The sequence below is a fragment of the Cedecea neteri genome (assembly GCF_000758325.1).
Taxonomy (GTDB): domain Bacteria; phylum Pseudomonadota; class Gammaproteobacteria; order Enterobacterales; family Enterobacteriaceae; genus Cedecea; species Cedecea neteri_B.
On sequence record NZ_CP009459.1, the window covers coordinates 993,042 to 1,016,637 of the forward strand.

The following is a 23,596-nucleotide window of genomic DNA, read 5'->3' on the forward strand; positions in this document are numbered from 1 at the left end:
CCAGGGGACGGCATGGAACCCATATTTTCGCTTGGCATCCGTTCGTTATGGAACGAATTGAATCATATGCCCGCAGGGGGCGTCTGGTGGCTGAACGTAGAAAGTCAGGATGATGCAATAAGTATTGTTAATCAGACAGTTGCCGCCCAAGAGTCGACGACAAAGGCTGCCGTCATTTCAATGTCGGCAAAGTCCGGGCAAGCGATAAAGCTAGATCCGGGCAAAGGGCCAGAAAAACTACGCCTTTTTACCATGCCCTCATCCCTCAATGGACTCAATGCGCTACGCCGCGATCTGATGTGCAGTATTAATCCTGAACACTACTTTTTTATACTCTTAAGTTCTGATAACGTCTGGGAAAATATCCCCCCAGCGGACTTACGTCATTGGCTCGCCGCAATGGGAAAATGGACTAAACGCAATAAGTGCAGTCTGCTTTTTGTTAATGTCGGAAATAACAATGATAAACAATTCTCGTTATTAGTCAGCGAGCATCGCAGCCTGTCCGGGCTTGCCAGCCTGCGGGCGCAAAGCGATATCCATCGCTATGACATCGCCTTTTGGTGTAACGAGAAAGGCGTCACGGCCGATCAACAACTAAATATTCAATGGCAAAACAAAGCATGGCAGGTGCAGGAAAATTCTGAAAGCTCACCGCAGCCGCGCAGCGATGAAAAAAGCGTTCTCAGCCATATTGCTGTCCTGGAAGGCGCTCCTGCCCTGTCGGAAAACTGGCAGCTCTTCGAAAACAATGAGCAACTGTTTGATGCCGCGCGAACTGCGCAGGCCGCCACAATTATTTTCTCGCTCACCCAGAATAGCCAAATCAACAGCATCGCCCGCCAGATTCACGCCCTTCGCCGCCAGCGCGGCAGCGCGCTGAAGCTGATCGTGCGGGAAAACCAGGCCAGCCTGCGAGCCACCGATGAACGGCTTCTGCTGGGCTGCGGGGCAACGCTAATTATTCCGTGGAATGCCCCGCTTTCACGCTGTCTGACGATGATCGAAAGCGTGCAGGGTGCGAAGTTTACCCGCCATGTCCCGGAAGACATTACCGTGCTGATCGACCAGATGCAGCCGCTTAAACTGCGCGGTTATCAGAAATGGGACGTTTTCTGCAACGGTATCGGGGCGCTGATGAACAACGCCCTGCTGCCGGAAGATGGCAAAGGCGTGATGGTCGCACTGCGCCCGGTGCCTGGGCTGCGTGTTGAACAAGCGCTGACGTTATGCCGTCCAAACCGCATGGGTGATATCGTGACTATCGGGGAAAACCGGCTGATGCTGTTCCTCTCCTTCTGCCGCATTAACGATCTCGATACCGCCCTGAACCACATTTTCCCGCTGCCGGTGAACGACCTTTTCACCAACCGCATGGTGTGGTTTGAAGACAGCCAAATCGCCGCCGAAATACTCCAAATGCAGGTCATGCGCCCGGAAAAATGGGTAAAACCGCTGGCCGCCACGCTCGACCTGAACAGCGTTCGCCATGCCAGCCACGAAGGGCATAGCTGGCGCAGACAGCCAACGCCTGTAACGCTGCTGGATGACACCCCGAGGGAACAAACACAATGATGAACATCACCGACATCATTCAGCTCGTCGTGCTTTGCGCGATAGTTTTTTTTCCGCTGGGCTACACCGCTCACCGCTGGCTGCCCCGCTTTACCGCCGCGGTGCGGCTGATGTTTTTAAAACCACGCTACGTTAAACCGGCCGGGACGCTGCGCCGACCTTCCGCCAGGGCAGACCATCAACATGACTAATCACACTCAAACGGCAAAATCGCCGGCTCATTTTCTGCAGTACTGGCGTGGTCTGGGCGGCTGGAACTACTACTTCCTGTTGAAGTTCGGTCTGCTATGGACCGGTTACCTGAATTTTCACCCACTGGCGAACCTGGTCTTTCTTGCCTTTTTGTTATTCCCGCTGCCGCCGCTGAAGCTGCACAAACTGCGTAACTGGATAGCCCTTCCCGTAGGGATCGGTCTTTTCTGGCACGATACCTGGCTGCCCGGCTTCGACAGCATGATGAGCCAGGGTAGCCAGGTCGTGGGCTTCAGTGCGGACTATCTTCTCGACCTGGTGACCCGCTTTATTAACTGGCAAATGATCGGCGCAGCGTTTGTCCTGCTGGTTGCCTGGCTGTTTGTCTCCCAGTGGCTGCGCGTCACGGTGTTTGTCGTGGCTATCCTGGTCTGGCTCAACGTGTTGACGGTGGCCGGCCCGGCTATCTCTTTACTGCCATCCGCATCACAAACAACGGCCTCCGCCAGCGCCAGCGGTACCGCCGGGTCAACGGCCGCCGCCAGTACGGCAGCACCGGTTTCCGGTGATATTCCGGCACAAACGGCACCGCCGACAAGCGACAATATTACCGCCTGGCTGAACAACTTCTACGCCAGCGAAGCCAAACGGCAGACCAAATTCCCGGATGCACTGCCCGCTGACGCACAGCCTTTTGAGCTGCTGATCATCAATATTTGCTCCCTCTCATGGTCCGACATCGAGGCTGTTGGCCTCAGTTCGCACCCGCTGTGGAAACACTTTGATATTCTGTTCAAAAACTTCAACTCGGCGACCTCCTACAGCGGCCCGGCCGCCATCCGCCTGCTCCGCGCGAGCTGCGGGCAGTCGTCCCACAAAGGGCTTTATGAGCCTGCGGGCAACCAATGCTATCTGTTTGATGACTTAGCCCGCCTCGGCTTCAAGCAGCAACTGATGATGGACCACAACGGCGTATTCGGTAACTTCCTGAAAGAAGTGCGTGAAAACGGCGGGATTCAGGTCCCGCTGATGGATCAAAGCGGACTGCCGAGCAATCTGCTGGCATTTGATAATTCGCCAATCTACGACGACACCGCCGTGCTACAGCGCTGGCTGCAGGGTGAGCAAAATGACGGCGCGAACCCGCGCACGGCTACCTTCTACAACCTGGTACCACTGCACGACGGTAACCATTATCCGGGCAACAGCAAAACAGCCGACTATAAGGCGCGGGCGCAGAAGCTGTTCGATGAGCTGGATTCCTTCCTGACCGAGCTTGAGAAGTCGAACCGCAAGGTCATGGTGGTGATTGTGCCGGAGCACGGTGCGGCGTTGAAAGGCGATAAAATGCAGGTTTCCGGGCTGCGTGACATTCCAAGTCCTGACATCACCCACGTACCGGCGGGCGTGAAATTCATCGGCATGAAAGCGCCACACAGCGGCGACGCCATTGAAATCAACCAGCCAAGCAGCTATCTGGCGATTTCAGAACTGGTTTCCCGCTCGGTGGACGGCAAAAACTTTGTCGCCGACCAGGTGGACTGGAACGCACTGACCAGCAACTTGCCGCAAACCGCCCCGGTTTCTGAAAACTCAACGGCGGTGGTGCTGAAGTATCAGGATAAGCCTTATGTTCGCCTGAGCGGCGGCGACTGGGTGCCTTATCCGCAATAATATTTGTGTTTAGACGACCAAAAACCGGTGCCTTGTGTGCCGGTTTTTTTTATGGCGAAAATCGAAAAGACTGTGCAACAGCTGCAATAAGTCTAAATTTTCAGCGAGATGGATTCCTGAAAGAAAAAGACGTCATATCGAAAAGTATCCTCCTCAGATAGAGTTTTTCTCTCAGACGCATTGTACTTAAAGCTGTACAATAACTGTATGTATTTTATACTCAGCAGGAAATTGTCCAATCAGAGAAAACCATGCGCACCATTACATACAGTAAAGCACGGCAGGAGCTGGCAGATACCATGCAAAAGGTCATTGACGATCGGGACCCAATTTTGATTACCCGGCAAAACGGAGGCAACTGCGTGCTGCTGAGTGAAGAGCATTACAACTCACTGGAAGAAACAGCCTATCTTTTACGCTCTCCGGCAAATGCGGCCAGACTGAGTCAGGCAATCGAAGACATCAATAACGATCTCTACAACGAAAGAGACATTATTGAATGATGCTTTGCTGGCACCATCAGGCCTGGGAAGACTACCTTTATTTCCAGCGCACGGATAAAAAGATGGTGAAACGTATCAACGACCTGATTAAAGAAATCCGTCGAACGCCGTTTCAGGGCATAGGCAAGCCAGAGCCACTCAAGTTCAACTGGTCAGGATACTGGTCACGACGCATAGATGAAGAACATCGTCTGGTTTATACGACGAAGGACGAGAAAATTATTATCGTCGTCTGCCGCTATCACTATTGATGGCTCACGGCAGTGGCCCCGATGCTGCTAAGCCCACTGCCGGACATGACGTTAACCCAAAGGACTCAGGGTAATTTCTACGCGGCGATTCTGTGCTTTACCGTCCGCGGTGCTGTTGCTGGCGATAGGGTTCGCCGGGCCTGCGCCGGTGGTGCGAATACGGCTGGCCTCAACGCCCTGGGTAATCAGCGCGCTTCCTACGCCGTCTGCACGCTGCTGTGACAGGCGCATATTCAGTTCGTTACTGCCGGTGCTGTCGGTGTAGCCGACCACGTTAACCGCCGTTTTGGGGTATTCTTTCAACACCATCGCCACGCCGGTCAGGGTATTGGCACCCGCCGGTTTCAGGGTGGCACTGCTGCTGTCGAAGGTGACATTGTTCGGCATATTCAGCACGATGTTATCGCCGCTGCGGGTCACGCTCACGCCGGTTCCGCGCATTTTGTCGCGCAGCTTAGCTTCCTGCACATCCATATAGTAACCGACGCCGCCTCCGAGGGCTGCCCCAGCCGCAGCGCCAATCAGCGCGCCCTTGCCGCGATCTTTCTTCGATGACGAAAGTGCCCCCACGCCCGCCCCAACCAGCGAGCCAATCCCGGCGCCTATGCCAGATTTTCCGGCCTGGCTTTCGCCGGTGTACGGATTGGTGGTGCAGCCGGAAACCGCTAAGGTGCCACACACGACGGCGGCAATAATCATGACGCGTTTTTTCATCTTATTTCCTTCTATCCTTATTCATCCTTTGCCGGATATGCGCCCGGCGATTGATTATGACGGCAAATCGTGTAGAAAATTCCGGTAAGAATTCTGAATAGTGAACATAAATACGCGGCCGTAGAGCCCAGCACCTGCCATCACGGAGCCCAAATTGGCCAATACATCGCCTGCACGAAAACAAATCCTCACCGCCGCACACTGGGGCCCCATGCTGGTCGAAACCGACGGGCAGCGGGTTTACCACTCTCGCGGCGCGCTTGAAACCGGTCATCAAAACTCGCTACAAAGCGCCGTGCCCGATCAGGTTCACAGCAAAGCTCGCGTGGCGTTTCCTATGGCCCGGAAAGGGTTTCTGGCCTCCCCGGATAAGCCACAGGGAATTCGCGGTAAAGATGACTATGTCCGCATCAGTTGGGATGACGCCCTGACGCTGATTCACCAGCAGCACAAACGCATTCGCGAGAAGCACGGCCCGGCAGCCATTTTCTCTGGCTCCTACGGCTGGCGCTCCAACGGCGTGCTGCACAAAGCCTCCACGCTGCTTCAGCGCTACATGAGCCTCGCGGGTGGCTATACCGGGCATTCCGGCGACTACTCCACCGGTGCCGCGCAGGTGATCATGCCCTACGTGGTGGGCTCTAACGAGGTTTACCAGCAGCAAACCAGCTGGCCGCTGCTGCTTGAGAACAGCGAAGTCGTGGTGCTGTGGAGCGCTAACCCGCTCAACACGCTGAAAATTGCCTGGAATGCCAGTGACGAACAGGGCATGAAGTTCTTCGAACAGCTAAAAAACAGCGGCAAAACAATCATCGCCATCGACCCGATGCGCTCTGAAACGGTGGATTTCTTCGGGGAGCGTGCCGAATGGATCGCGCCGCATATGGGGACCGACGTAGCGCTGATGCTCGGCATTGCCCACACGCTGGTCATTCGCGACAGGCACGATACCGCTTTCCTCGCCCGCTGCACCTATGGCTATGACAAATTTGAAGCTTACCTGCTCGGCAACACTGACGGGACGCCCAAAAGTGCGGCCTGGGCGGCTGAGATCTGCGGCATCCCCGCGGTCACCATCGAAAGTCTGGCCGATCTTTTCAGCCGCAAGCGCACCATGCTGATGGCGGGTTGGGGTATGCAGCGCCAGCAGTACGGTGAACAGAAACACTGGATGCTGGTCACGCTGGCCGCCATGCTGGGCCAGATTGGCACCCCGGGCGGCGGCTTTGGCCTTTCCTACCACTTCGCCAACGGCGGTAACCCGACCCGCAGCGCAGCGGTTCCTGGTTCCCTGCAGGGCTCTCTAAAAGGCGGCACCGATGCCGTGGAAAAAATTCCCGTGGCGCGCATCGTCGAAGCGCTGGAAAACCCTGGCAAGGATTACCAGCACAACGGGCAACGGCACACTTTCCCGGACATTCGTATGCTGTGGTGGGCTGGCGGCAGTAACTTCACCCATCATCAGGACACCAACCGCCTTGCCGCAGCCTGGCAAAAGCCTGAGCTGATCGTTATCTCCGAATGCTTCTGGACGGCGGCGGCAAAACACGCCGATATCGTTTTACCGGTGACCACCTCGTTCGAGCGGAACGACATGACGATGACCGGTGATTACAGCAATCAGCATCTGGTCCCCATGAAACAGGTCGTCGCTCCGCAGGGAGAAGCGAGAAACGACTTTGATATTTTTGCAGAGCTAAGCGAACGATGGGAAGCCGGTGGTGAGGCACGGTTCAGCGAAGGGAAAAGCGAGCTTGAATGGCTGGAGTCTTTCTATGATATCGCCCGTCAGCGTGGCGCTACGCAGCAGATCGAGCTCCCGGATTTCAGTGAGTTCTGGGCAGCTAACCAACTGATAGAAATGCCAGAAAATGCGAAAAATGCCGAATTTATTCGCTTTGCCGCTTTTCGGGCCGATCCTGAGGCAAACCCACTCAAAACGCCAAGCGGTAAAATCGAGATCTACTCTGAGCGCATCGCCAGCTTTGGCTATGCCGACTGCCCGCCGCATCCAAGCTGGCTGGCACCGGACGAATGGCAGGGCAATGCCGCCTCCGGCCAGCTACAGCTGCTTTCATCCCATCCGGCTCATCGCCTGCACAGCCAGCTGAACTATGCCGGACTGCGCGACCAGTACGCCATTGCCGGAAGAGAGCCAATTACGCTGCACCCGATTGACGCTAAAGCACGCGGCATTGTTCACGGAGATTTAGTGCGGGTCTGGAACGCTCGTGGACAAGTGCTGGTTGGCGCTCAGGTAACCGACGGGATCAGGCCTGGCGTGGTTTGCATCCACCAGGGCGCATGGCCCGATCTGGATGAAGACAGGCTGTGTAAAAACGGGGCGGTTAACGTACTTACCATGGATATCCCGTCTTCGCGGCTGGCCAACGGCTGCGCGGCCAATAACTCCCTCGTCTGGGCGGAGAAATTTACCGGCCCGGCCCCTGACGTGACGGCGTTCGATCCGCCTGCCAGCTCATAATCCACGTCGGGTGCTGCGTTTCTGCCTGCCACGCACTCTCTTCAATATGAAAGCCGTGGCGGTGATAGAAATGCACCGCCCGGCGGTTTTTCTGATACACCTCAAGACTTAAGGCCGGGTATTCCGCCTTCACCTTCTCCAACAATTCGCCGCCGATCCCTTGCCCGGCAAACGAAGGGGCGACGAACAGCGCGCCGATAAACTGCCGGTCCATCACGCTGATAAACCCCACCATCTGCTGCTGGTGCAGATAAACCCACGTTTTTGACTGAGGAATATAGACATTGCGCACCAGGTTGAGGCTTTCGTACCAGTAGCTTTCCGGGATAAACGGATGGCCGCCGATAGTACTTTCCAGCCAGAGCGCCATGAGCGCATCCATTTGCTCAATGTTAAACAGCTGGATCATTGGCGAAAATCAGGGTGGCAGAAGCAGCCCGTCACATGGTCATTGACCAGGCCGCAGGCTTGCATAAACGAATAGCAGATTGTCGACCCCACAAACTTAAACCCACGCTTTTTTAGCGCCTTAGACAGCGCATCTGACGTCGGCGTAAAAGCCGGAACTTCGCTGAGTGAAGCGCGATGCGATATCTGAGGTTTATGGTCGACAAATCCCCAGACAAAATCAGGGAAGTTCTCACCGCTGGCTTCCATCGCGAGGAAAGCTTTAGCGTTGATGATAATCGCCTCGATTTTCCCTCGGTGGCGAATAATGCCGGTATCCAGCATCAGTTGATCCACTTCTTCCGGCTGAATGAGCGCCACGGCATAGGGGTCAAAATGCCTGAAACGCTGGCGGTAGTTTTCGCGTTTTTTCAACACGGTGATCCACGACAGCCCGGCCTGCTGACCTTCCAGACAAATCATCTCAAAGAGCTTTTGCCCGTCGGTAACCGGCACTCCCCATTCTTTATCGTGATACTCCTGATACAGCGGATCCTGAGTAACCCAGCCACAACGTTCCATTTAGCTCTCCCTGATTATCTGCCGAGCGTGGGCAAATTTTACTTTCTGACAATAGTGAATCCGGGATATTTCGCAACCCTGAATGAGATCAAAGAAAGGGCACTTAACCCCCGTAAATTTGCAAACTGTTAACCATCTCTCATTTATGATTTAACATTTAATATACAGCAAAGACGCACACCACAATGATAGCGAGCACTAACAAACAAAACATAAAGTGCAGCGTAAAGGTCATTCATACCGTCTCAGAGGCACTTCATTCCGTTCTTCATGCATTTCATGCCGTTTTTTCCTGGAATAAACGGCGCTTCGCTATCGTAGGCGGCAGATAACTTCCCTTAGATTCGCAGGACATCTGCCATGAATACTGCCACCTACAACCGTACTCGCTGGTTAACCCTCATCGGAACCATCATTACCCAGTTCGCGCTGGGTTCCGTTTATACCTGGAGCCTGTTCAACAGCGCACTGTCCCAAAAGCTGGACGCGCCAATCAGCCAGGTCGCCTTCTCCTTCGGCCTGCTGAGCCTTGGCCTCGCCATCTCTTCTTCTGTGGCGGGCAAACTGCAGGACCGCTTTGGCGTGCGTAAAGTAACAATGGCGGCGGGCGTGCTGCTCGGGGCCGGACTGTTCTTCACCGCACATGCCAACAACCTGATGATGCTGTGGCTCACGGCGGGCGTGCTGGTTGGCCTGGCAGATGGCGCTGGCTACCTGCTGACGCTGTCGAACTGCGTGAAGTGGTTCCCGGAGCGTAAAGGCCTGATCTCTGCCTTCTCCATCGGCGCCTATGGCCTCGGCAGCCTCGGTTTTAAATACATTGATACCCACCTGCTAGCGGCCTACGGCCTGGAAAACACCTTTATGATTTGGGGTGGCCTGGCGATGGTGATGGTGCTGTTCGGTGCCACCATGATGAAAGATGCTCCGCTGCAGGAAACTAAATCGACAAACGGCAAAGCAAAAACCGATTTCACTCTCGCTGAATCTATGCGTCAGCCACAATACTGGATGCTGGCTCTGATGTTCCTCACCGCCTGCATGAGCGGCCTGTACGTTATCGGCGTCGCAAAAGATATCGCTCAGGGCATGGTTCACCTGGATGCTATGTCCGCCGCCAACGCGGTCACCATTATCTCCATTGCTAATCTGAGCGGCCGCCTGGTACTCGGCATCCTGTCAGATAAAATTGCCCGCATTCGCGTAATTACGATTGGTCAGGTGATTTCTCTGGTCGGAATGGCGGCCCTGCTGTTTGCCCCGCTGAACGAAGTCACCTTCTTTGCGGCCATCGCCTGTGTAGCCTTTAACTTTGGCGGCACCATCACCGTTTACCCTTCGCTGGTCAGCGAATTCTTTGGTCTGAACAACCTGACCAAAAACTACGGCGTGATATACCTGGGCTTCGGCATCGGCAGTATCTGCGGCTCCATCATCGCCTCGCTGTTCGGCGGCTTCTACGTGACCTTCTGCGTTATCTTCGCCCTGCTGATTCTGTCGCTGGCAATTTCCACCACGATTCGCCAGCCGGTACGTGCCGTACTCAATCACAAGCACGCCCACGCCTGACAGTCTTCGCAATCCCTACGTTAAGGCCGCCAAATAGGGCGGCTTTGGCGTAACCCATCATCACATCTCTTGCTCTCTTCAAACTAAAACACAAGCTCAGCAATGAAATAACAGTCTTTGGCAAGACTTTTTCGCCACAATCTGTATTATCCCGGCCAGGATAAATCTCCCTTGTAATCGCCTTATCCTCTTTTCACTCGTCAGGCTAGCAGAGGGATGTCTCTCCTAAGACAGCATTTGCTATCCAGAACAGTTCCACAGAGAAAACGAGCATCATGGTAAAAAAAACCAGCCGAAAATCGCTCTGGACATATATTTATGTCTCATTGCTACTGATTGCAGCCCTAATTATGATTGCGGGTAACTCACCGCTTGATGTCTATCCCGTTGTTATCGCTGCAAGTGCCTTCATTTTTACCTGCGGTTTATTTTATTTATTTTCCGCCAGAGTCATTTTTGCCGTTGCCACCAGCAGCCTGCTGGTCATTCTGCTGCAATTTTGCAACCAGCTTAAGGTCCACTATTACAAAGACCAGCTGCTGTTCAGTGATTTTTTCCTGATGGCCGATCCCGCCAATGCGGGCACGCTGCTGCACTATCCCTCTGCGGGGCTCGCAGTTGCGGCAATGATAGCGCTGCTCATCCTGACAATTATCATCAGTTGGCGTGTCGCACCGCGCCGCAAAGGGATGCTCGCCCCGCTGATAGCCCTCGCCGTGATGCTGGGCTCTGCATCTACGCTTAGCCATAGCGTGCTAAAAAATCAGCGCAACTGGGCAACCCAGTTGCCTGGCGGTACCGGTGTACTGTCGAACCTGGCGTTGTCCGGCATCCAGACTCAGTACGACGCGCCAACGTTCCCTCAGGCAACGTCTTTGGAATTTGCCTCTCGCGCAGCGGCGCTGAATAACAAGACAACTGCCTCAGCCAGCGTAAAGCCTGATATCGTTCTGCTGCTGCAGGAATCGACGGTGGATCCCCGCCTGTATAAGGTACCAGACCCTAAATTACTGCCTCACTTTTCTATGTTTGAGCAGGACAGTAAGGTGAAAGCCCACACTCTGATGCGCGTACAAACCTTTGGGGGCGGCACATGGCTGTCTGAATTCGCGGTCTTAACCGGAATGCGCAGCGATGATTTTGGGGCGCTGAAAAACTCCGTCTTTTATTCAGCTATCGATCACGTCAATGACAGTCTGTTTAAGCAGATGAAAGACAACGGTTACTACACCGTAGTGCTGACACCATTCAATAAATCGGCCTATAACGCCGGACATGCCTACACCATGATGGGCGTGGATAAAATCATTCAGCCGCAGGAGTTGGGCTACCCTGGTGATTTGTCGGACAACCTTTGGCACATTACGACCGGTGACGTCCTGGGCTATGTGAAAAAGATCCTTGCCGGCCAAACCAATAAGCCATTGTTTATTTATGCGTTAACGATGTATGAGCACGGCCCCTATGACTCAGGGCATTCTGATGATTACCAGCTGGCTTCAGTAGTGAAAAATGAAGATTCAGCCGGTAAATATAGCCATTATGTCGAGAAGATTAAAAACTCTGAAACCGCGCTGGCTGACTTTTTCCAGTTCGTTGATCAACGCCAACGACCAACCATGTTTATGTACTTTGGCGATCATCAGCCCGGCATCGACTGGGAGAACGGCTACACCACAGCACAGCAAAAACCGTCCCTCTTCACCCAATTTAGCCTGCGTGACAATTTTAATGCGCCGCCGGTGGCGGGCCTCGGCGCCATCACCGATATCGCTTTCCTTGGCGGAATGCTACTCGAACAGGCCCAGCTTAAAGTGTCGCCGTTCTACCAGGCCAATATCGATATGCGCTATTTATGCCAGGGCAGACTGAATGATTGCCCGGACACAACGCTGTTTAATAGTTACCGGCATTATGTCTACGATGAACTGCATGCAGCCTCGAAGCCCTGATCCTCTTTGCTAAACAGACCGTAAAAGACCCCACCTAAGCGGGGTCTTTTTTTGTTAAAAAACGGCCATGCCCTTCAAATTTTGATGCATCGCCAGGATTCCTCTTCGTTTCACTAGCCATTCAGAACTAGCTGGCGACTCTACGGTCTGAATAGCGCTAATTTTTTATATCGCCTGGACGCCTGAATGAATTACATAAAAACACTCTCTCAGCAAAAACTGTGTCTTTTGCTTGGGGTATACATCGGCTGGTTTTTGAATATCTCTGTTTTCTACCAACGTTTTGATAGCCGCGCCCAGGTCTTCATTGCCTGGAAAGGCATGGCTGCAGCTGCCGAGTTTTTGGCCTGCCTGTTGGTGACGTTTTTCCTGTTACGCCTGCTGTCGATTTTTGGTCGTCATCTCTGGCGAGTACTGGCTTCCTTCGTGGTGCTGTGTTCCGTGGCCGCCAGCTACTACATGACCTTCTTCAACGTGGTCATCGGCTACGGCATCATCGCTTCAGTGATGACCACCGATATCGACCTCTCTAAAGAGGTTGTTGGCTACCACTTTGCGATCTGGATGGGGCTGGTCAGCGCCATCCCGCTGTTCCTTATCTGGGTGAACACATCACAAGACACGCTGCTTCAACACTTGAAAACCCCCGGCCAGCGCATCAAAAACATCGCTATCCTGCTATGTGCGGGCCTGCTGGTTTGGGCCCCGCTGCGCATGCTGGGTGAAATGCAGTCCGACGATGAGCAGGGTTCAACGACGGATATGGCAAGCTACGGCGGCGTCGTGGCAAGCTCCTATGTCCCGGTCAATTGGGTCTCTTCCCTGGGGCTTTTTGCCTGGGCAAATGCCGACGAATCCACCGGCAACGGCTCGCTGATGAATCCCACAAAAAAGTTCACCTACGTTACGCCTCCGGGTCTGGACGATGTCAATGTGGTTTTTATTATTGGCGAAACCACACGCTGGGATCATATGGGGATATTTGGCTATGGCCGCGACACCACGCCAAACCTCGCTAAAGAAAAAAACCTGGTCGCCTTCCGCGGGGAGTCCTGCGACACGGCCACCAAACTCTCGCTGCGCTGTATGTTCGTCCGCGAAGGCGGGGCAGAAGATAACCCTCAGCGTACGCTGAAAGAGCAAAACATATTCGCGGTCTTAAAGCAGCTGGGGTTTAGTACCGACCTTTACGCCATGCAGAGCGAAATTTGGTTCTACAAAAATGCCATGCCTGACACCCTTGCCTTCCGCGAACAAATCGCCGCAGAGCCCCGCAACCGCGGCAGAACCGTGGACGACATGCTGCTGGTAGACGAGATGAAGCAATCCCTTGAGCAGAATCCTGACGGCAAACATCTGATGATTCTGCATACCAAAGGCTCCCACTTCTCCTATGCCCAGCGCTACCCTCGCAGCTTTGCGAAATGGACCCCAGAATGCATTGATATTGGCAAAGGCTGTTCAAAGGAGATGCTGATTAACGCTTTTGATAATTCGGTACTTTATGTCGATACGATGATAGACAGCGTGCTCGACCAGCTTCGCGATAAGAAAGCGATTGTCTTCTACGCCGCCGACCACGGCGAGTCTATCAGCGATTCCATGCACCTGCACGGCACTCCGCGTAAAATGGCACCGCCGGAACAATTCCGCGTCCCGCTGCTGGTTTGGGCCTCGGATAAATACCTGGAAAATCCAACGGCTGCCGACGCCTTTAAGCATCTGCAAGAGCAGGCAGCCATGAAGGTACCTCATCGCCACGTTGAGCTGTTCGACACCATCCTCGGCTGCCTGGGCTATACCTCACCCAACGGGGGAATTAATCAGAATAACAACTGGTGCCATGTACCGGATAAAGCCGTGAATTAATATTCACGCCGCATCCGACAATTAAATAAAACACTCCGTATTACGGGGTGTTTTTCTATTTTCAGCCTCGCCGTTTATTCGCATCATTTTCTGCCATTTTTGCTTCTGCAAGGCCAGATTAATTCATCGTATTTGGTTATGGAAAAGCGTGGTTTTTTGCGCGGCCGCTTATGATGAGGGACAGCATTTTCCGCTGTGAGCGATGCAGATCACAAAATAAATCGTGCAACAATTCATCGTTTAACACAAAATTTTACCTATTCAGGACAATCGGTTCGCGCTATAGGTTGCAAATTAAGCAGTGCAATATTCTGGTAACAAGCCTGTAGCATAAATTTCCCTGCTGGAAATGTCCCCGGAAGGTTTTTTTAATCTTTGCCCGCCGAATCCCACCTTGCTTGTAAATCCCCGTGACCTGTATTGACGTTTCCTTAATCTGTTGACAGATTGTAGGACGAGAGGGGCTATTTACGGACCGTCTGTGCTACCTCCATGCATGACTCGCGAAAGGAACTGCTAGCCTCACCACCGCCTCCGGGCACACCGTACCGACCACCCACAAATAACAATGGTCAGACGGTTACAAAACACAACACGACACATAATTGGAGCAGAATAATGAGTATTTCCTTGAAGAAGTCAGGGATGCTGAAATTTGGTCTGAGCCTGGTTGCCATGACCGTTGCAGCAAGCGTACAAGCCAAAACCCTGGTTTACTGTTCAGAAGGTTCCCCAGAGGGCTTTAACCCACAGCTGTTCACTTCCGGCACGACTTACGATGCCAGCTCCGTACCGATTTATAACCGTCTGGTGGAATTTAAAACCGGTACCACCGAAATCATCCCAGGCCTGGCTGAGAAATGGGACGTTAGCCCGGACGGTAAAACCTACACCTTCCACCTGCGTAAAGGCGTGAAGTGGCAGGACAATAAAGACTTCAAACCGACTCGTGATTTCAACGCCGACGACGTTGTGTTCTCCTTCGACCGTCAGAAAAACAAAGACAACCCGTATCACAAAGTCTCCGGCGGCAGCTACGAATACTTCGAAGGTATGGGCCTGCCTGACCTGATTACCGACATCAAGAAAGTCGACGATAATACCGTGCAGTTCGTGCTGGCTCGTCCAGAAGCGCCGTTCCTCGCGGACATGGCCATGGACTTCGCCTCTATTCTTTCTAAAGAATATGCGGACAACATGATGAAAGCCGGCACCCCGGAAAAAACCGACCTGAACCCAATCGGTACCGGTCCTTTCCAGCTGCTGCAGTACCAGAAAGACTCCCGTATTCTGTATAAAGCCTTCCCGGGCTACTGGGGTACCAAGCCGCAGATCGATCGCCTGGTCTTCTCCATCACGCCAGACGCTTCCGTGCGTTACGCCAAACTGCAGAAAAACGAATGTCAGGTGATGCCGTTCCCGAACCCGGCCGACATCGCCCGCATGAAAGAAGACAAGAACATCAATCTGATGGAACAGGCTGGCCTGAACGTGGGTTACCTCTCCTTCAACACCGAGAAGAAGCCGTTTGACGACGTGAAAGTGCGTCAGGCGCTGACCTACGCGGTGAACAAAGAAGCGATCATCAAAGCCGTTTATCAGGGCGCGGGCACCGCGGCTAAAAACCTGATCCCACCAACCATGTGGGGCTACAACGATGACGTGAAGGACTACACCTACGATCCTGAAAAAGCGAAAGCGCTGCTGAAAGAAGCGGGCCAGGATAAAGGCTTCACCGTTGACCTGTGGGCAATGCCGGTACAGCGTCCGTACAACCCGAACGCTCGCCGCATGGCTGAGATGATTCAGGCTGACTGGGCGAAAGTTGGCGTGACCGCTAAAATCGTGACCTACGAGTGGGGCGAGTACCTGAAGCGCGCTAAAGCCGGTGAACACCAGGCCGTAATGATGGGCTGGACCGGCGACAATGGGGATCCGGATAACTTCTTCGCCACCCTGTTCAGCTGTGCCGCAGCGAAAGACGGTTCCAACTACTCTCGCTGGTGCTACAAGCCGTTTGAAGATCTGATTCAGCCGGCTCGCGCCACCGACGACCACAACAAGCGTGTTGAACTGTACAAACAGGCTCAGGTTGTGATGCACGATCAGGCGCCAGCGCTGATCATCGCTCACTCCACCGTGTTCGAGCCAGTGCGTAAAGAAGTTAAAGGCTACGTGGTTGATCCACTGGGCAAACACCACTTCGAAAACGTGTCCGTCGAATAATAAAAGTAACGTGCTTTATTCCCTCTCCCCCGTGGGGAGAGGGTTAGGGTGAGGGGTATTGGCGTTGTCCACCCTCACCCCGACCCTCTCCCTCAAAGGGAGAGGGGGAAACATTTGTGAGCAATACAGACGGAACAGTTACCAGGCTTTCCGTCACTACAGAGAATCCGGGATATGCTGCAGTTCATCCTCCGACGACTGGGGTTAGTCATCCCCACGTTTATAGGTATTACCCTACTCACCTTCGCTTTCGTGCATATGATCCCCGGAGACCCGGTGATGATCATGGCCGGAGAGCGCGGTATTTCTCCTGAGCGTCACGCCCAACTGCTGGCCGAGATGGGTCTCGACAAGCCAATGTGGCAGCAGTACCTCCATTACATCTGGGGCGTAATGCATGGCGATCTGGGCATTTCATTAAAGAGCCGTCTCCCGGTTTGGGACGAGTTCGTGCCACGCTTTAAAGCAACGCTGGAACTCGGCATCTGCGCGATGATTTTCGCCGTTGCCGTCGGCATCCCGGTGGGCGTTCTGGCCGCCGTGAAGCGTGGTTCAATCTTCGACCACACCGCCGTTGGCCTGGCGCTGACCGGCTATTCCATGCCAATTTTCTGGTGGGGCATGATGCTCATCATGCTGGTGTCGGTGCACTGGAACCTGACGCCGGTGTCCGGGCGCATCAGCGACACCGTGTTCCTGGATGATTCCCTGCCGCTCACCGGGTTTGCGCTGATAGATACTGCTATCTGGGGCCAGCCGGGTGATTTTATTGACGCCGTCGCCCACATGATTTTGCCTGCCATTGTGCTGGGCACTATTCCGCTGGCGGTTATCGTGCGTATGACCCGCTCTTCCATGCTGGAAGTGCTGGGCGAAGACTACATCCGTACCGCTCGCGCCAAGGGCCTGACTCGTATGCGCGTGATCGTGGTTCATGCCCTGCGCAACGCGATGCTGCCTGTCGTCACGGTTATCGGCCTGCAGGTCGGTACTCTGCTGGCAGGCGCCATCCTGACGGAAACTATCTTCTCCTGGCCGGGCCTTGGCCGCTGGCTCATCGACGCCCTGCAGCGTCGTGACTACCCGGTAGTCCAGGGCGGCGTGCTGCTGGTGGCGACGATGATTATCCTCGTCAACCTGCTGGTAGACCTGCTGTACGGCGTGGTGAACCCGCGTATACGCCATAAGAAATAAGGGGCCATCATGACGCAACTGACTGAAAATAAAGTGGTGGCAGCACCCAAGCCGATGACGCCTTTCCAGGAGTTCTGGCACTACTTCAAACGCAATAAAGGGGCGGTGATCGGCCTGGTGTACGTCGCCATCATGATCTTCATCGCCATCTTCGCTAACTTCCTCGCGCCCCACGCGCCAGCCGAGCAGTTCCGCGACGCGCTGCTGCATCCGCCGGTGTGGCAGGAAGGCGGGAGCTGGAGCTACATCCTCGGCACCGACGACGTCGGCCGCGATGTGCTTTCCCGCCTGATGTATGGCGCTCGCCTGTCGCTGCTGGTCGGCTGCCTGGTGGTCGTCCTGTCGCTGGTGATGGGGATTGTGCTGGGCCTGGTCGCCGGTTACTTCGGCGGCGTGGTCGACAACATTATCATGCGCGTGGTCGATATCATGCTGGCGCTGCCAAGCCTGCTGCTGGCGCTGGTGCTGGTGGCTATCTTCGGCCCGTCCATCGGTAACGCCGCGCTGGCGTTGACCTTCGTGGCTCTGCCGCACTATGTGCGTTTGACCCGCGCGGCGGTGCTGGTGGAAGTTAACCGCGACTACGTAACCGCCTCCCGAGTGGCGGGTGCTGGCCCGGTTCGCCAGATGTTTGTGAATATCTTCCCGAATACCCTTGCGCCGCTGATCGTTCAGGCGTCGCTCGGCTTCTCAAACGCCATTCTCGATATGGCCGCTCTTGGCTTCCTCGGCATGGGTGCGCAGCCGCCAACACCGGAGTGGGGCACCATGCTCGCCGACGTGTTGCAGTTCGCGCAGAGTGCCTGGTGGGTTGTGACCTTCCCGGGTCTGGCAATCCTGCTAACGGTGCTGGCATTTAACCTGATGGGTGACGGTCTGCGTGACGCGCTCGATCCCAAACTGAAGCAGTAAGAGGTTCGAGATGGCGTTATTAAATGTAGATAAATTATCGGTGCACTTCGGCGACGAAGACGCACCGTTCCGTGCCGTGGACCGCATTAGCTATAGTGTGGATCAGGGGCAAGTTGTCGGCATCGTGGGCGAGTCCGGCTCCGGTAAATCCGTCAGTTCGCTGGCGATTATGGGGCTTATCGACTTCCCTGGCCGCGTGATGCCGGAAAAACTGGAATTCAACGGCCGGGATCTGAAGCGCATTTCTGAGAAAGAGCGCCGCAACCTGGTGGGCGCCGAAGTGGCGATGATCTTCCAGGACCCGATGACCAGCCTGAACCCATGCTATACCGTCGGTTTCCAGATTATGGAAGCCATTAAGGTGCATCAGGGCGGCAACAAGAAAACCCGTCGTCAGCGCGCAATCGACCTGCTGACCCAGGTGGGGATTCCTGACCCGGCTTCACGTCTCGACGTTTACCCGCACCAGCTTTCTGGCGGGATGAGCCAGCGCGTGATGATCGCCATGGCGATCGCCTGCCGTCCTAAGCTGCTGATTGCCGACGAGCCAACCACCGCGCTCGACGTGACCATTCAGGCGCAGATCATCGAGCTGTTGCTGGAGCTACAGCAAAAAGAGAACATGGCGCTGATCCTGATCACCCATGACCTCGCGCTGGTTGCCGAAGCCGCCCATAAAATCATCGTGATGTACGCAGGCCAGGTTGTGGAAGCGGGTTCGTCCCACGATATCTTCCGCGCGCCGCGCCACCCGTACACCCAGGCTCTGCTCCGCGCGCTGCCGGAATTTGCTCAGGATAAAGCGCGTCTGGCTTCGCTGCCGGGCGTAGTGCCGGGCAAATACGACCGCCCGAACGGCTGCCTGCTGAACCCGCGTTGCCCGTATGCGACCGACAAATGCCGCAGCGAAGAGCCGGAATTAACTCTGCTGGCAGACGGGCGTCAGTCCAAATGCCACTACCCACTCGATGATGCCGGGAGGCCAACCCTATGAGTACCCAACAGGCCGCCGCGCAACCGCTGTTGCAGGCCATCGACCTGAAAAAACACTACCCGGTGAAAAAGGGCTTTTTCGCTCCTGAACGCCTGGTAAAAGCGCTGGACGGCGTGAGCTTCACCCTCGAGCGTGGCAAAACGCTGGCGGTCGTCGGTGAATCCGGCTGCGGGAAATCGACCCTCGGTCGCCTGCTGACCATGATCGAAGTCCCGACCGGCGGGGAGCTTTACTACCAGGGCCAGGATCTGCTGATCCCGGACGCCTCGGCGGAAAAGCTGCGCCGGCAGAAAATCCAGATCGTTTTCCAGAACCCGTACGGCTCGCTGAACCCACGTAAAAAAGTGGGGCAGATCCTGGAAGAACCGCTGCAAATCAACACCAACCTGAGCAAAGCCGAGCGCCGCGAAAAAGCGCTGGAGATGATGGCGAAAGTGGGTCTGAAAACCGAGCACTACGACCGCTATCCGCATATGTTCTCCGGTGGCCAGCGCCAGCGTATCGCTATCGCCCGCGGTCTGATGCTTGACCCGGACGTGGTGATTGCCGATGAGCCGGTCTCCGCGCTGGACGTGTCGGTGCGTGCTCAGGTACTGAACCTGATGATGGATTTGCAGCAGGATCTGGGGCTGTCCTACGTGTTCATCTCCCACGACCTGTCGGTGGTGGAGCACATCGCCGATGAAGTGATGGTGATGTACCTGGGCCGATGCGTGGAAAAAGGCAGCAAAGAGCAGATCTTCTCCAATCCTCGCCACCCGTATACCCAGGCGCTGCTGTCCGCCACGCCGCGCCTGAACCCGGACGAACGTCGCGAACGCATCAAGCTGACCGGCGAGCTGCCAAGCCCGCTGAACCCGCCGCCGGGCTGCGCCTTTAATGCCCGCTGCAGCCGTCGCTTCGGGCCTTGCACCCAGCTCCAGCCGCAGTTGAAAGACTACGGCAACGGCCAGCTGGTGGCGTGTTTCGCGGTTGACCAGGATGTGAACGGGGAACTGCGTTAATCGTTTTTACCCTCTCCCTTTTGGGGGAGGGTATTCAACTATCCACTTGATTAAATATACATTTTATTCAAAACGTAAATCTCACCCACATTATTCCTCCACAGAAACAGTGAAATCATAAATCCTGCATTTATTCGTCGCCGCTGACTGCGTAAATTGTGATCCTTGTCACTCATGTAGCCTCTGCGGAAGCACACTTTTATGCCTGATAATAAAGATAAACCTGCAACATCCCCGTGGATCGCGGTCTTTTCCCTGACTGTGGCCTGTTTTGTCATGGTTACTACCGAGTTCTTACCCATCGGTTTACTGACCAACATCGCACCCTCCCTCAATGTCTCCACCGGTACCGCCGGGCTGATGGTCACCATGCCAGGCATTGTTGCCGCCGTCGCCGCGCCAGTTTTGAGCCTGGCTTCAGGTAGCCTCGACCGCCGCCTGCTGATGCTTGGCCTGTCGCTGCTGTTGGTCGTCTCAAACCTTGTGTCCGCGCTGGCCGTGAACTTTCCAATGATGCTAACGGGTCGCGTGCTGCTGGGGATCTGCGTCGGTGGGTTCTGGTCATTCTCAATGAACTATGGCCGCCACCTTGTGCCGGAAGCGAGCCAGGGACGCGCAGTGGCATTGATTGTCAGCGGCGTGTCCATTGGTGCAGTTTGCGGCGTCCCGGCCGGAGCATTAATTGGCGACCTGTTCGGCTGGCGTTCAGCATTCTTTGCCAGCGCCGGGTTAGCCGCCATCACGCTGCTCGCCCAGCTTCGCCTGTTGACTTCCGTGCCGCCAGGCCGCCCGGTTACCGTTCAGGATTTACTGTCTCCACTGCGCCTGCCGATGGCCCGCATTGGCCTTATCGCCATCGTGCTGTTGTTTGTGGGCCACTTCTCGGCTTACACCTACCTGCGTCCACTGCTGCAACAGGTCTTTGTCCTCAGCCCATCGGTGATCACCTTCCAACTGCTGGCCTACGGCGCGGTTGGCCTGCTGGGAACCTTTATCGGTGAGCGCCTGGCGGAACACAGCCTGCGCGCGACCTTTATTCTGGTGACGGCAATGCTGGCCATCATCCTGATCGTTTCTCCGTTACTCAGCGGCCTGGCCGGCGCTACGGTCATGGTGCTGGTGTGGGGCCTGGCTTTTGGGGCCGTTCCGGTTTGCGCCACAAACTGGATGTTTGAAGCGGTGCCAGATGCGCCAGAAGCCGGCCAGTCGTTGCTGGTCACGGTGATTCAGATTGCGCTGGCGTCAGGCGCTCTGCTCGGCGGTGAAGTGGTGGACTGGCATGGTGTAAGCAGCGCGATGCTGTTTGGCGGGGCGCTGATGCTCTCGGCCACGCTAGTTTTCGGCCTCTCCTTGCGCACCCGGATGATTAGCGCTAAACAATGCGGATAATTGTTTACGTGGATAAACAAAACCCTGTCTGAGACAGGGTTTTTCGTTGGAGAGTGTTATGGATCACCATTTGCTGGCTATTCGGGTGTTCAATCGCGTGGTTGAAACTGGCGGATTTACCCGCGCCGCTGACTCGCTGCGCATGCCAAAAGCTACCGTCACCAAGTTGATTCAGAATCTTGAAAACCACCTGCAAACCAAGCTGTTCCAGCGCACCACCCGCAGCGTATCGGTCACCAAAGAGGGTGAATGCTATTACCGCCGTACCGTAAAATGGCTGGCTGACCTGGAGCAGATGGAAGGCAGCATGACCGAATCACAAAGCGAACCTCAGGGCGTGCTGCGTGTGGATGCCGGGGGATCGTTAGCGCGCCAGGTGCTGATCCCCGCCCTGCCGGAATTTCTTGAACGCTACCCGGATATCTCCATTGATCTTGGCGTCAGCGATCGGCTGGTGGATTTAATCAACGACAACGCAGACTGCGTTATACGCAGCGGCCCGCTGGTCGACTCCACTTTGATTGCCCGCCGCCTGTTTACCATGGACTGGGTTACCTGCGCGACGCCGGGCTACTTTCAGCGCTACGGCACGCCAGCCCGCCCTGAAGAACTTGAGCAGGGGTATCCGCTGGCGCATTACCGCCACGCACGCAACGACCGCATCTACCCGCTACGCTTTATCGACCGGGGAAAAAACATCGAGGTACAACACCGCTACCAGATAAGTGTCAACGAAAGTAACGCCCATCTTGGCATTGCACTTTCCGGGGCCGCCTTAACTCAAGTCGTCCGTTTTGCGGCACAGCCGTATCTCGACAGCGGGAAGCTGGTCAGCGTGCTGGATGCCTATCAGCCGCCGCCAGAACAGATGTACCTGGTTTACCCGTCCAACCGCCACCTTAGCGCCAGGCTGCGGGTGTTTATTGAATGGGCTGTGGCTCGATTTGCCTGACGAATGCAAGGGCACCGCCTCACTTTCCCCCGCATAAAAATATGTTACTCTCCGCAGGGTTACCCCTCTGGAGACGGCTATGAACGGCAAGGCAGCGCGCCCTACGATAAGCGATGTCGCAAAAGCGGCGAAGACCGGGAAGACCAGCATTTCCCGCTACCTTAACGGCGAGCAGAACGCGCTGTCTGACGATCTTCGTGGCCGCATTGAGCGCGCTATTGCCGAACTCGACTACCGCCCAAGCCAGATGGCGCGAGGCCTGAAAAGAGGCCGCACCCGCCTCATCGGGCTGATCATTGCCGACATCACCAACCCCTATTCCGTTGACGTGCTGAGCGGCATAGAAGCCGCCTGTCGCGAGAAGGGCTTTACGCCGCTGGTGTGTAACACCAACAACGAAGTTGACCAGGAGCTGCATTACCTCGACCTGCTGCGCAGCTACCAGGTGGAGGGGATTGTGGTCAATGCGGTCGGGATGCGTGAAGAGGGGCTCAACCGCCTGCAGCAGTCCGCCCTGCCGATGGTGCTTATCGACCGTAAAATCCCGGACTTTGCCTGCGATATGGTCGGGCTGGATAACATTCAGGCCGCAACAACCGCCACCGAACACCTCATCGAACAGGGCTTCGAAGCTCTCCTTTTCCTGAGCGAACCGCTTGGTATGGTGAACACCCGTCATGAACGGTTGCGAGCATTTCGCAGCACGCTGGAGCGCTATCCCGGCGTGATCGCCGAAAATGCCGAAACGCCGCTGCATGATGCACAGTTAATCGACAACACACTACGCCAGTTCCACACCCGTCACCGCGGGATGCGCAAAGCAGTGATCTCCGCCAACGGCGCGCTCACGCTGCAGGTTGCCCGCGCAATGCGCCGCCTCGGCCTGAGCTGGGGCTGCGATATCGGCCTGCTGGGGTTTGATGAGCTTGAGTGGGCGGAACTTGCCGGCGTCGGTATTACCACCCTGAAACAACCGACCTGGCAGATAGGCTACGCCGCGCTGGAGCAGGTCGTGAGGCGCATTGAAGGCACAGCTGAAACCGTACGTGAACAGCTATTCTCCGGCGATCTTATCGTGCGCGGCTCCACCTCCCGCTAAATCTTTTGTTCGTGATGGCGCTCATAAATTGGCAAGCAGGGTCTTTTCTTTGGAACCGGTTCCATCTAGCGTA

Annotated in this window: 20 protein-coding genes; 17 read left to right on the top strand and 3 right to left on the bottom strand. The window is 55.4% G+C overall.

Annotation, left to right across the window (positions count from 1 at the left end):
• Window positions 1–12 precede the first annotated feature (12 nt).
• The 5 genes from bcsE (at window position 13) to LH86_RS04725 (ending at window position 4,195) form a co-directional block, all read left to right on the top strand.
• Window positions 13–1,575: a cellulose biosynthesis protein BcsE gene (gene bcsE, locus LH86_RS04705; RefSeq protein ID WP_039298818.1), complete on the top strand. Its 1,563-nt coding sequence runs from the start codon at window positions 13–15 to the stop codon at window positions 1,573–1,575.
• Window positions 1,575–1,766, top strand: a complete 192-nt coding sequence (bcsF, locus tag LH86_RS04710) for a cellulose biosynthesis protein BcsF (protein WP_192810982.1) — start codon at window positions 1,575–1,577, stop codon at window positions 1,764–1,766. The genes bcsE and bcsF overlap by 1 nt, the downstream gene beginning before the upstream one ends.
• Window positions 1,759–3,441: a cellulose biosynthesis protein BcsG gene (bcsG, locus tag LH86_RS04715; protein WP_039298822.1), complete on the top strand. Its 1,683-nt coding sequence runs from the start codon at window positions 1,759–1,761 to the stop codon at window positions 3,439–3,441. Before bcsF ends, bcsG begins: the two co-directional genes overlap by 8 nt.
• 251 nt (window positions 3,442–3,692) lie before the next feature.
• Window positions 3,693–3,944, top strand: coding sequence for a YoeB-YefM toxin-antitoxin system antitoxin YefM (gene yefM, locus LH86_RS04720; RefSeq protein WP_039298826.1), 252 nt, complete (start codon window positions 3,693–3,695; stop codon window positions 3,942–3,944).
• Window positions 3,941–4,195 (top strand): Txe/YoeB family addiction module toxin, encoded by a 255-nt coding sequence (locus tag LH86_RS04725; RefSeq protein WP_039298829.1) that lies wholly within the window; start codon window positions 3,941–3,943, stop codon window positions 4,193–4,195. Before yefM ends, LH86_RS04725 begins: the two co-directional genes overlap by 4 nt.
• A gap of 51 nt (window positions 4,196–4,246) precedes the next feature.
• Here the strand turns inward: LH86_RS04725 and LH86_RS04730 are convergent, their stop codons facing one another.
• On the bottom strand, window positions 4,247–4,909 hold the full coding sequence (locus tag LH86_RS04730) for an OmpA family lipoprotein (protein ID WP_039298832.1): 663 nt from the start codon (window positions 4,907–4,909) through the stop codon (window positions 4,247–4,249).
• Window positions 4,910–5,063: 154 nt separating this feature from the next.
• Between LH86_RS04730 and LH86_RS04735 the strand changes: the two genes are divergently transcribed.
• Window positions 5,064–7,394, top strand: coding sequence for a molybdopterin guanine dinucleotide-containing S/N-oxide reductase (locus LH86_RS04735; RefSeq protein ID WP_039298836.1), 2,331 nt, complete (start codon window positions 5,064–5,066; stop codon window positions 7,392–7,394).
• Here the strand turns inward: LH86_RS04735 and LH86_RS04740 are convergent.
• Window positions 7,342–7,803, bottom strand: coding sequence for an N-acetyltransferase (locus tag LH86_RS04740; protein WP_039298839.1), 462 nt, complete (start codon window positions 7,801–7,803; stop codon window positions 7,342–7,344). The two genes, LH86_RS04735 and LH86_RS04740, sit on opposite strands and share 53 nt — an antisense overlap.
• The gene (locus tag LH86_RS04745; protein ID WP_039298842.1) at window positions 7,800–8,363 is read right to left on the bottom strand and encodes a DNA-3-methyladenine glycosylase I; all 564 of its coding nucleotides are present in this window, start codon (window positions 8,361–8,363) and stop codon (window positions 7,800–7,802) included. Before LH86_RS04745 ends, LH86_RS04740 begins: the two co-directional genes overlap by 4 nt.
• A 360-nt stretch (window positions 8,364–8,723) precedes the next feature.
• Here LH86_RS04745 and LH86_RS04750 point away from each other — a divergent pair, with 360 nt between their 5' ends.
• The 11 genes from LH86_RS04750 to LH86_RS04800 all read left to right on the top strand — a co-directional run bounded on the left by LH86_RS04750 (window position 8,724) and on the right by LH86_RS04800 (window position 23,523).
• Window positions 8,724–9,932: an MFS transporter gene (locus tag LH86_RS04750; protein WP_039298846.1), complete on the top strand. Its 1,209-nt coding sequence runs from the start codon at window positions 8,724–8,726 to the stop codon at window positions 9,930–9,932.
• Window positions 9,933–10,207: 275 nt separating this feature from the next.
• Window positions 10,208–11,884, top strand: a complete 1,677-nt coding sequence (locus LH86_RS04755) for an LTA synthase family protein (RefSeq protein WP_039298849.1) — start codon at window positions 10,208–10,210, stop codon at window positions 11,882–11,884.
• 186 nt (window positions 11,885–12,070) lie between these two features.
• Window positions 12,071–13,753, top strand: coding sequence for a kdo(2)-lipid A phosphoethanolamine 7''-transferase (gene eptB / locus LH86_RS04760; RefSeq protein WP_039298853.1), 1,683 nt, complete (start codon window positions 12,071–12,073; stop codon window positions 13,751–13,753).
• 618 nt (window positions 13,754–14,371) lie between these two features.
• The gene (dppA, locus tag LH86_RS04765; RefSeq protein WP_039288980.1) at window positions 14,372–15,979 is read left to right on the top strand and encodes a dipeptide ABC transporter periplasmic-binding protein DppA; all 1,608 of its coding nucleotides are present in this window, start codon (window positions 14,372–14,374) and stop codon (window positions 15,977–15,979) included.
• A gap of 174 nt (window positions 15,980–16,153) precedes the next feature.
• The gene (gene dppB, locus LH86_RS04770; protein WP_008457609.1) at window positions 16,154–17,173 is read left to right on the top strand and encodes a dipeptide ABC transporter permease DppB; all 1,020 of its coding nucleotides are present in this window, start codon (window positions 16,154–16,156) and stop codon (window positions 17,171–17,173) included.
• Window positions 17,174–17,182: 9 nt separating this feature from the next.
• Entirely contained in the window at window positions 17,183–18,085 is a 903-nt protein-coding gene (gene dppC / locus LH86_RS04775; protein ID WP_039288982.1) for a dipeptide ABC transporter permease DppC, read from the top strand.
• Between the two features lie 10 nt (window positions 18,086–18,095).
• Entirely contained in the window at window positions 18,096–19,079 is a 984-nt protein-coding gene (gene dppD, locus LH86_RS04780; protein ID WP_039298855.1) for a dipeptide ABC transporter ATP-binding protein, read from the top strand.
• Window positions 19,076–20,083 carry a dipeptide ABC transporter ATP-binding subunit DppF gene (gene dppF, locus LH86_RS04785; RefSeq protein ID WP_039298858.1) on the top strand — a complete coding sequence of 336 codons (1,008 nt, stop codon included), beginning with the start codon at window positions 19,076–19,078 and terminating at the stop codon, window positions 20,081–20,083. Before dppD ends, dppF begins: the two co-directional genes overlap by 4 nt.
• A gap of 201 nt (window positions 20,084–20,284) precedes the next feature.
• Complete coding sequence (locus LH86_RS04790) at window positions 20,285–21,472, top strand: MFS transporter (RefSeq protein ID WP_039288986.1); 1,188 nt, start codon at window positions 20,285–20,287, stop codon at window positions 21,470–21,472.
• Window positions 21,473–21,530: 58 nt separating this feature from the next.
• Window positions 21,531–22,424, top strand: a complete 894-nt coding sequence (locus LH86_RS04795; RefSeq protein WP_039298861.1) for a LysR family transcriptional regulator — start codon at window positions 21,531–21,533, stop codon at window positions 22,422–22,424.
• Window positions 22,425–22,503: 79 nt separating this feature from the next.
• A complete protein-coding gene (locus LH86_RS04800; RefSeq protein ID WP_039298864.1) occupies window positions 22,504–23,523 on the top strand; it encodes a LacI family DNA-binding transcriptional regulator in 1,020 nt (339 codons plus the stop codon).
• The last annotated feature ends 73 nt before the right edge of the window (window positions 23,524–23,596 follow it).

Bases quoted from the DNA above. Each gene is read 5' to 3' on its own strand.
- bcsE (WP_039298818.1), top strand. From the start codon at position 13: ATGGAACCCATATTTTCGCTTGGCATCCGTTCGTTATGGAACGAATTG.
- bcsF (WP_192810982.1), top strand. From the start codon at position 1,575: ATGAACATCACCGACATCATTCAGCTCGTCGTGCTTTGCGCGATAGTT.
- bcsG (WP_039298822.1), top strand. From the start codon at position 1,759: ATGACTAATCACACTCAAACGGCAAAATCGCCGGCTCATTTTCTGCAG.
- yefM (WP_039298826.1), top strand. From the start codon at position 3,693: ATGCGCACCATTACATACAGTAAAGCACGGCAGGAGCTGGCAGATACC.
- LH86_RS04725 (WP_039298829.1), top strand. From the start codon at position 3,941: ATGATGCTTTGCTGGCACCATCAGGCCTGGGAAGACTACCTTTATTTC.
- LH86_RS04730 (WP_039298832.1), bottom strand. From the start codon at position 4,909: ATGAAAAAACGCGTCATGATTATTGCCGCCGTCGTGTGTGGCACCTTA.
- LH86_RS04740 (WP_039298839.1), bottom strand. From the start codon at position 7,803: ATGATCCAGCTGTTTAACATTGAGCAAATGGATGCGCTCATGGCGCTC.
- LH86_RS04745 (WP_039298842.1), bottom strand. From the start codon at position 8,363: ATGGAACGTTGTGGCTGGGTTACTCAGGATCCGCTGTATCAGGAGTAT.
- LH86_RS04750 (WP_039298846.1), top strand. From the start codon at position 8,724: ATGAATACTGCCACCTACAACCGTACTCGCTGGTTAACCCTCATCGGA.
- LH86_RS04755 (WP_039298849.1), top strand. From the start codon at position 10,208: ATGGTAAAAAAAACCAGCCGAAAATCGCTCTGGACATATATTTATGTC.
- eptB (WP_039298853.1), top strand. From the start codon at position 12,071: ATGAATTACATAAAAACACTCTCTCAGCAAAAACTGTGTCTTTTGCTT.
- dppA (WP_039288980.1), top strand. From the start codon at position 14,372: ATGAGTATTTCCTTGAAGAAGTCAGGGATGCTGAAATTTGGTCTGAGC.
- dppB (WP_008457609.1), top strand. From the start codon at position 16,154: ATGCTGCAGTTCATCCTCCGACGACTGGGGTTAGTCATCCCCACGTTT.
- dppC (WP_039288982.1), top strand. From the start codon at position 17,183: ATGACGCAACTGACTGAAAATAAAGTGGTGGCAGCACCCAAGCCGATG.
- dppD (WP_039298855.1), top strand. From the start codon at position 18,096: ATGGCGTTATTAAATGTAGATAAATTATCGGTGCACTTCGGCGACGAA.
- dppF (WP_039298858.1), top strand. From the start codon at position 19,076: ATGAGTACCCAACAGGCCGCCGCGCAACCGCTGTTGCAGGCCATCGAC.
- LH86_RS04790 (WP_039288986.1), top strand. From the start codon at position 20,285: ATGCCTGATAATAAAGATAAACCTGCAACATCCCCGTGGATCGCGGTC.
- LH86_RS04795 (WP_039298861.1), top strand. From the start codon at position 21,531: ATGGATCACCATTTGCTGGCTATTCGGGTGTTCAATCGCGTGGTTGAA.
- LH86_RS04800 (WP_039298864.1), top strand. From the start codon at position 22,504: ATGAACGGCAAGGCAGCGCGCCCTACGATAAGCGATGTCGCAAAAGCG.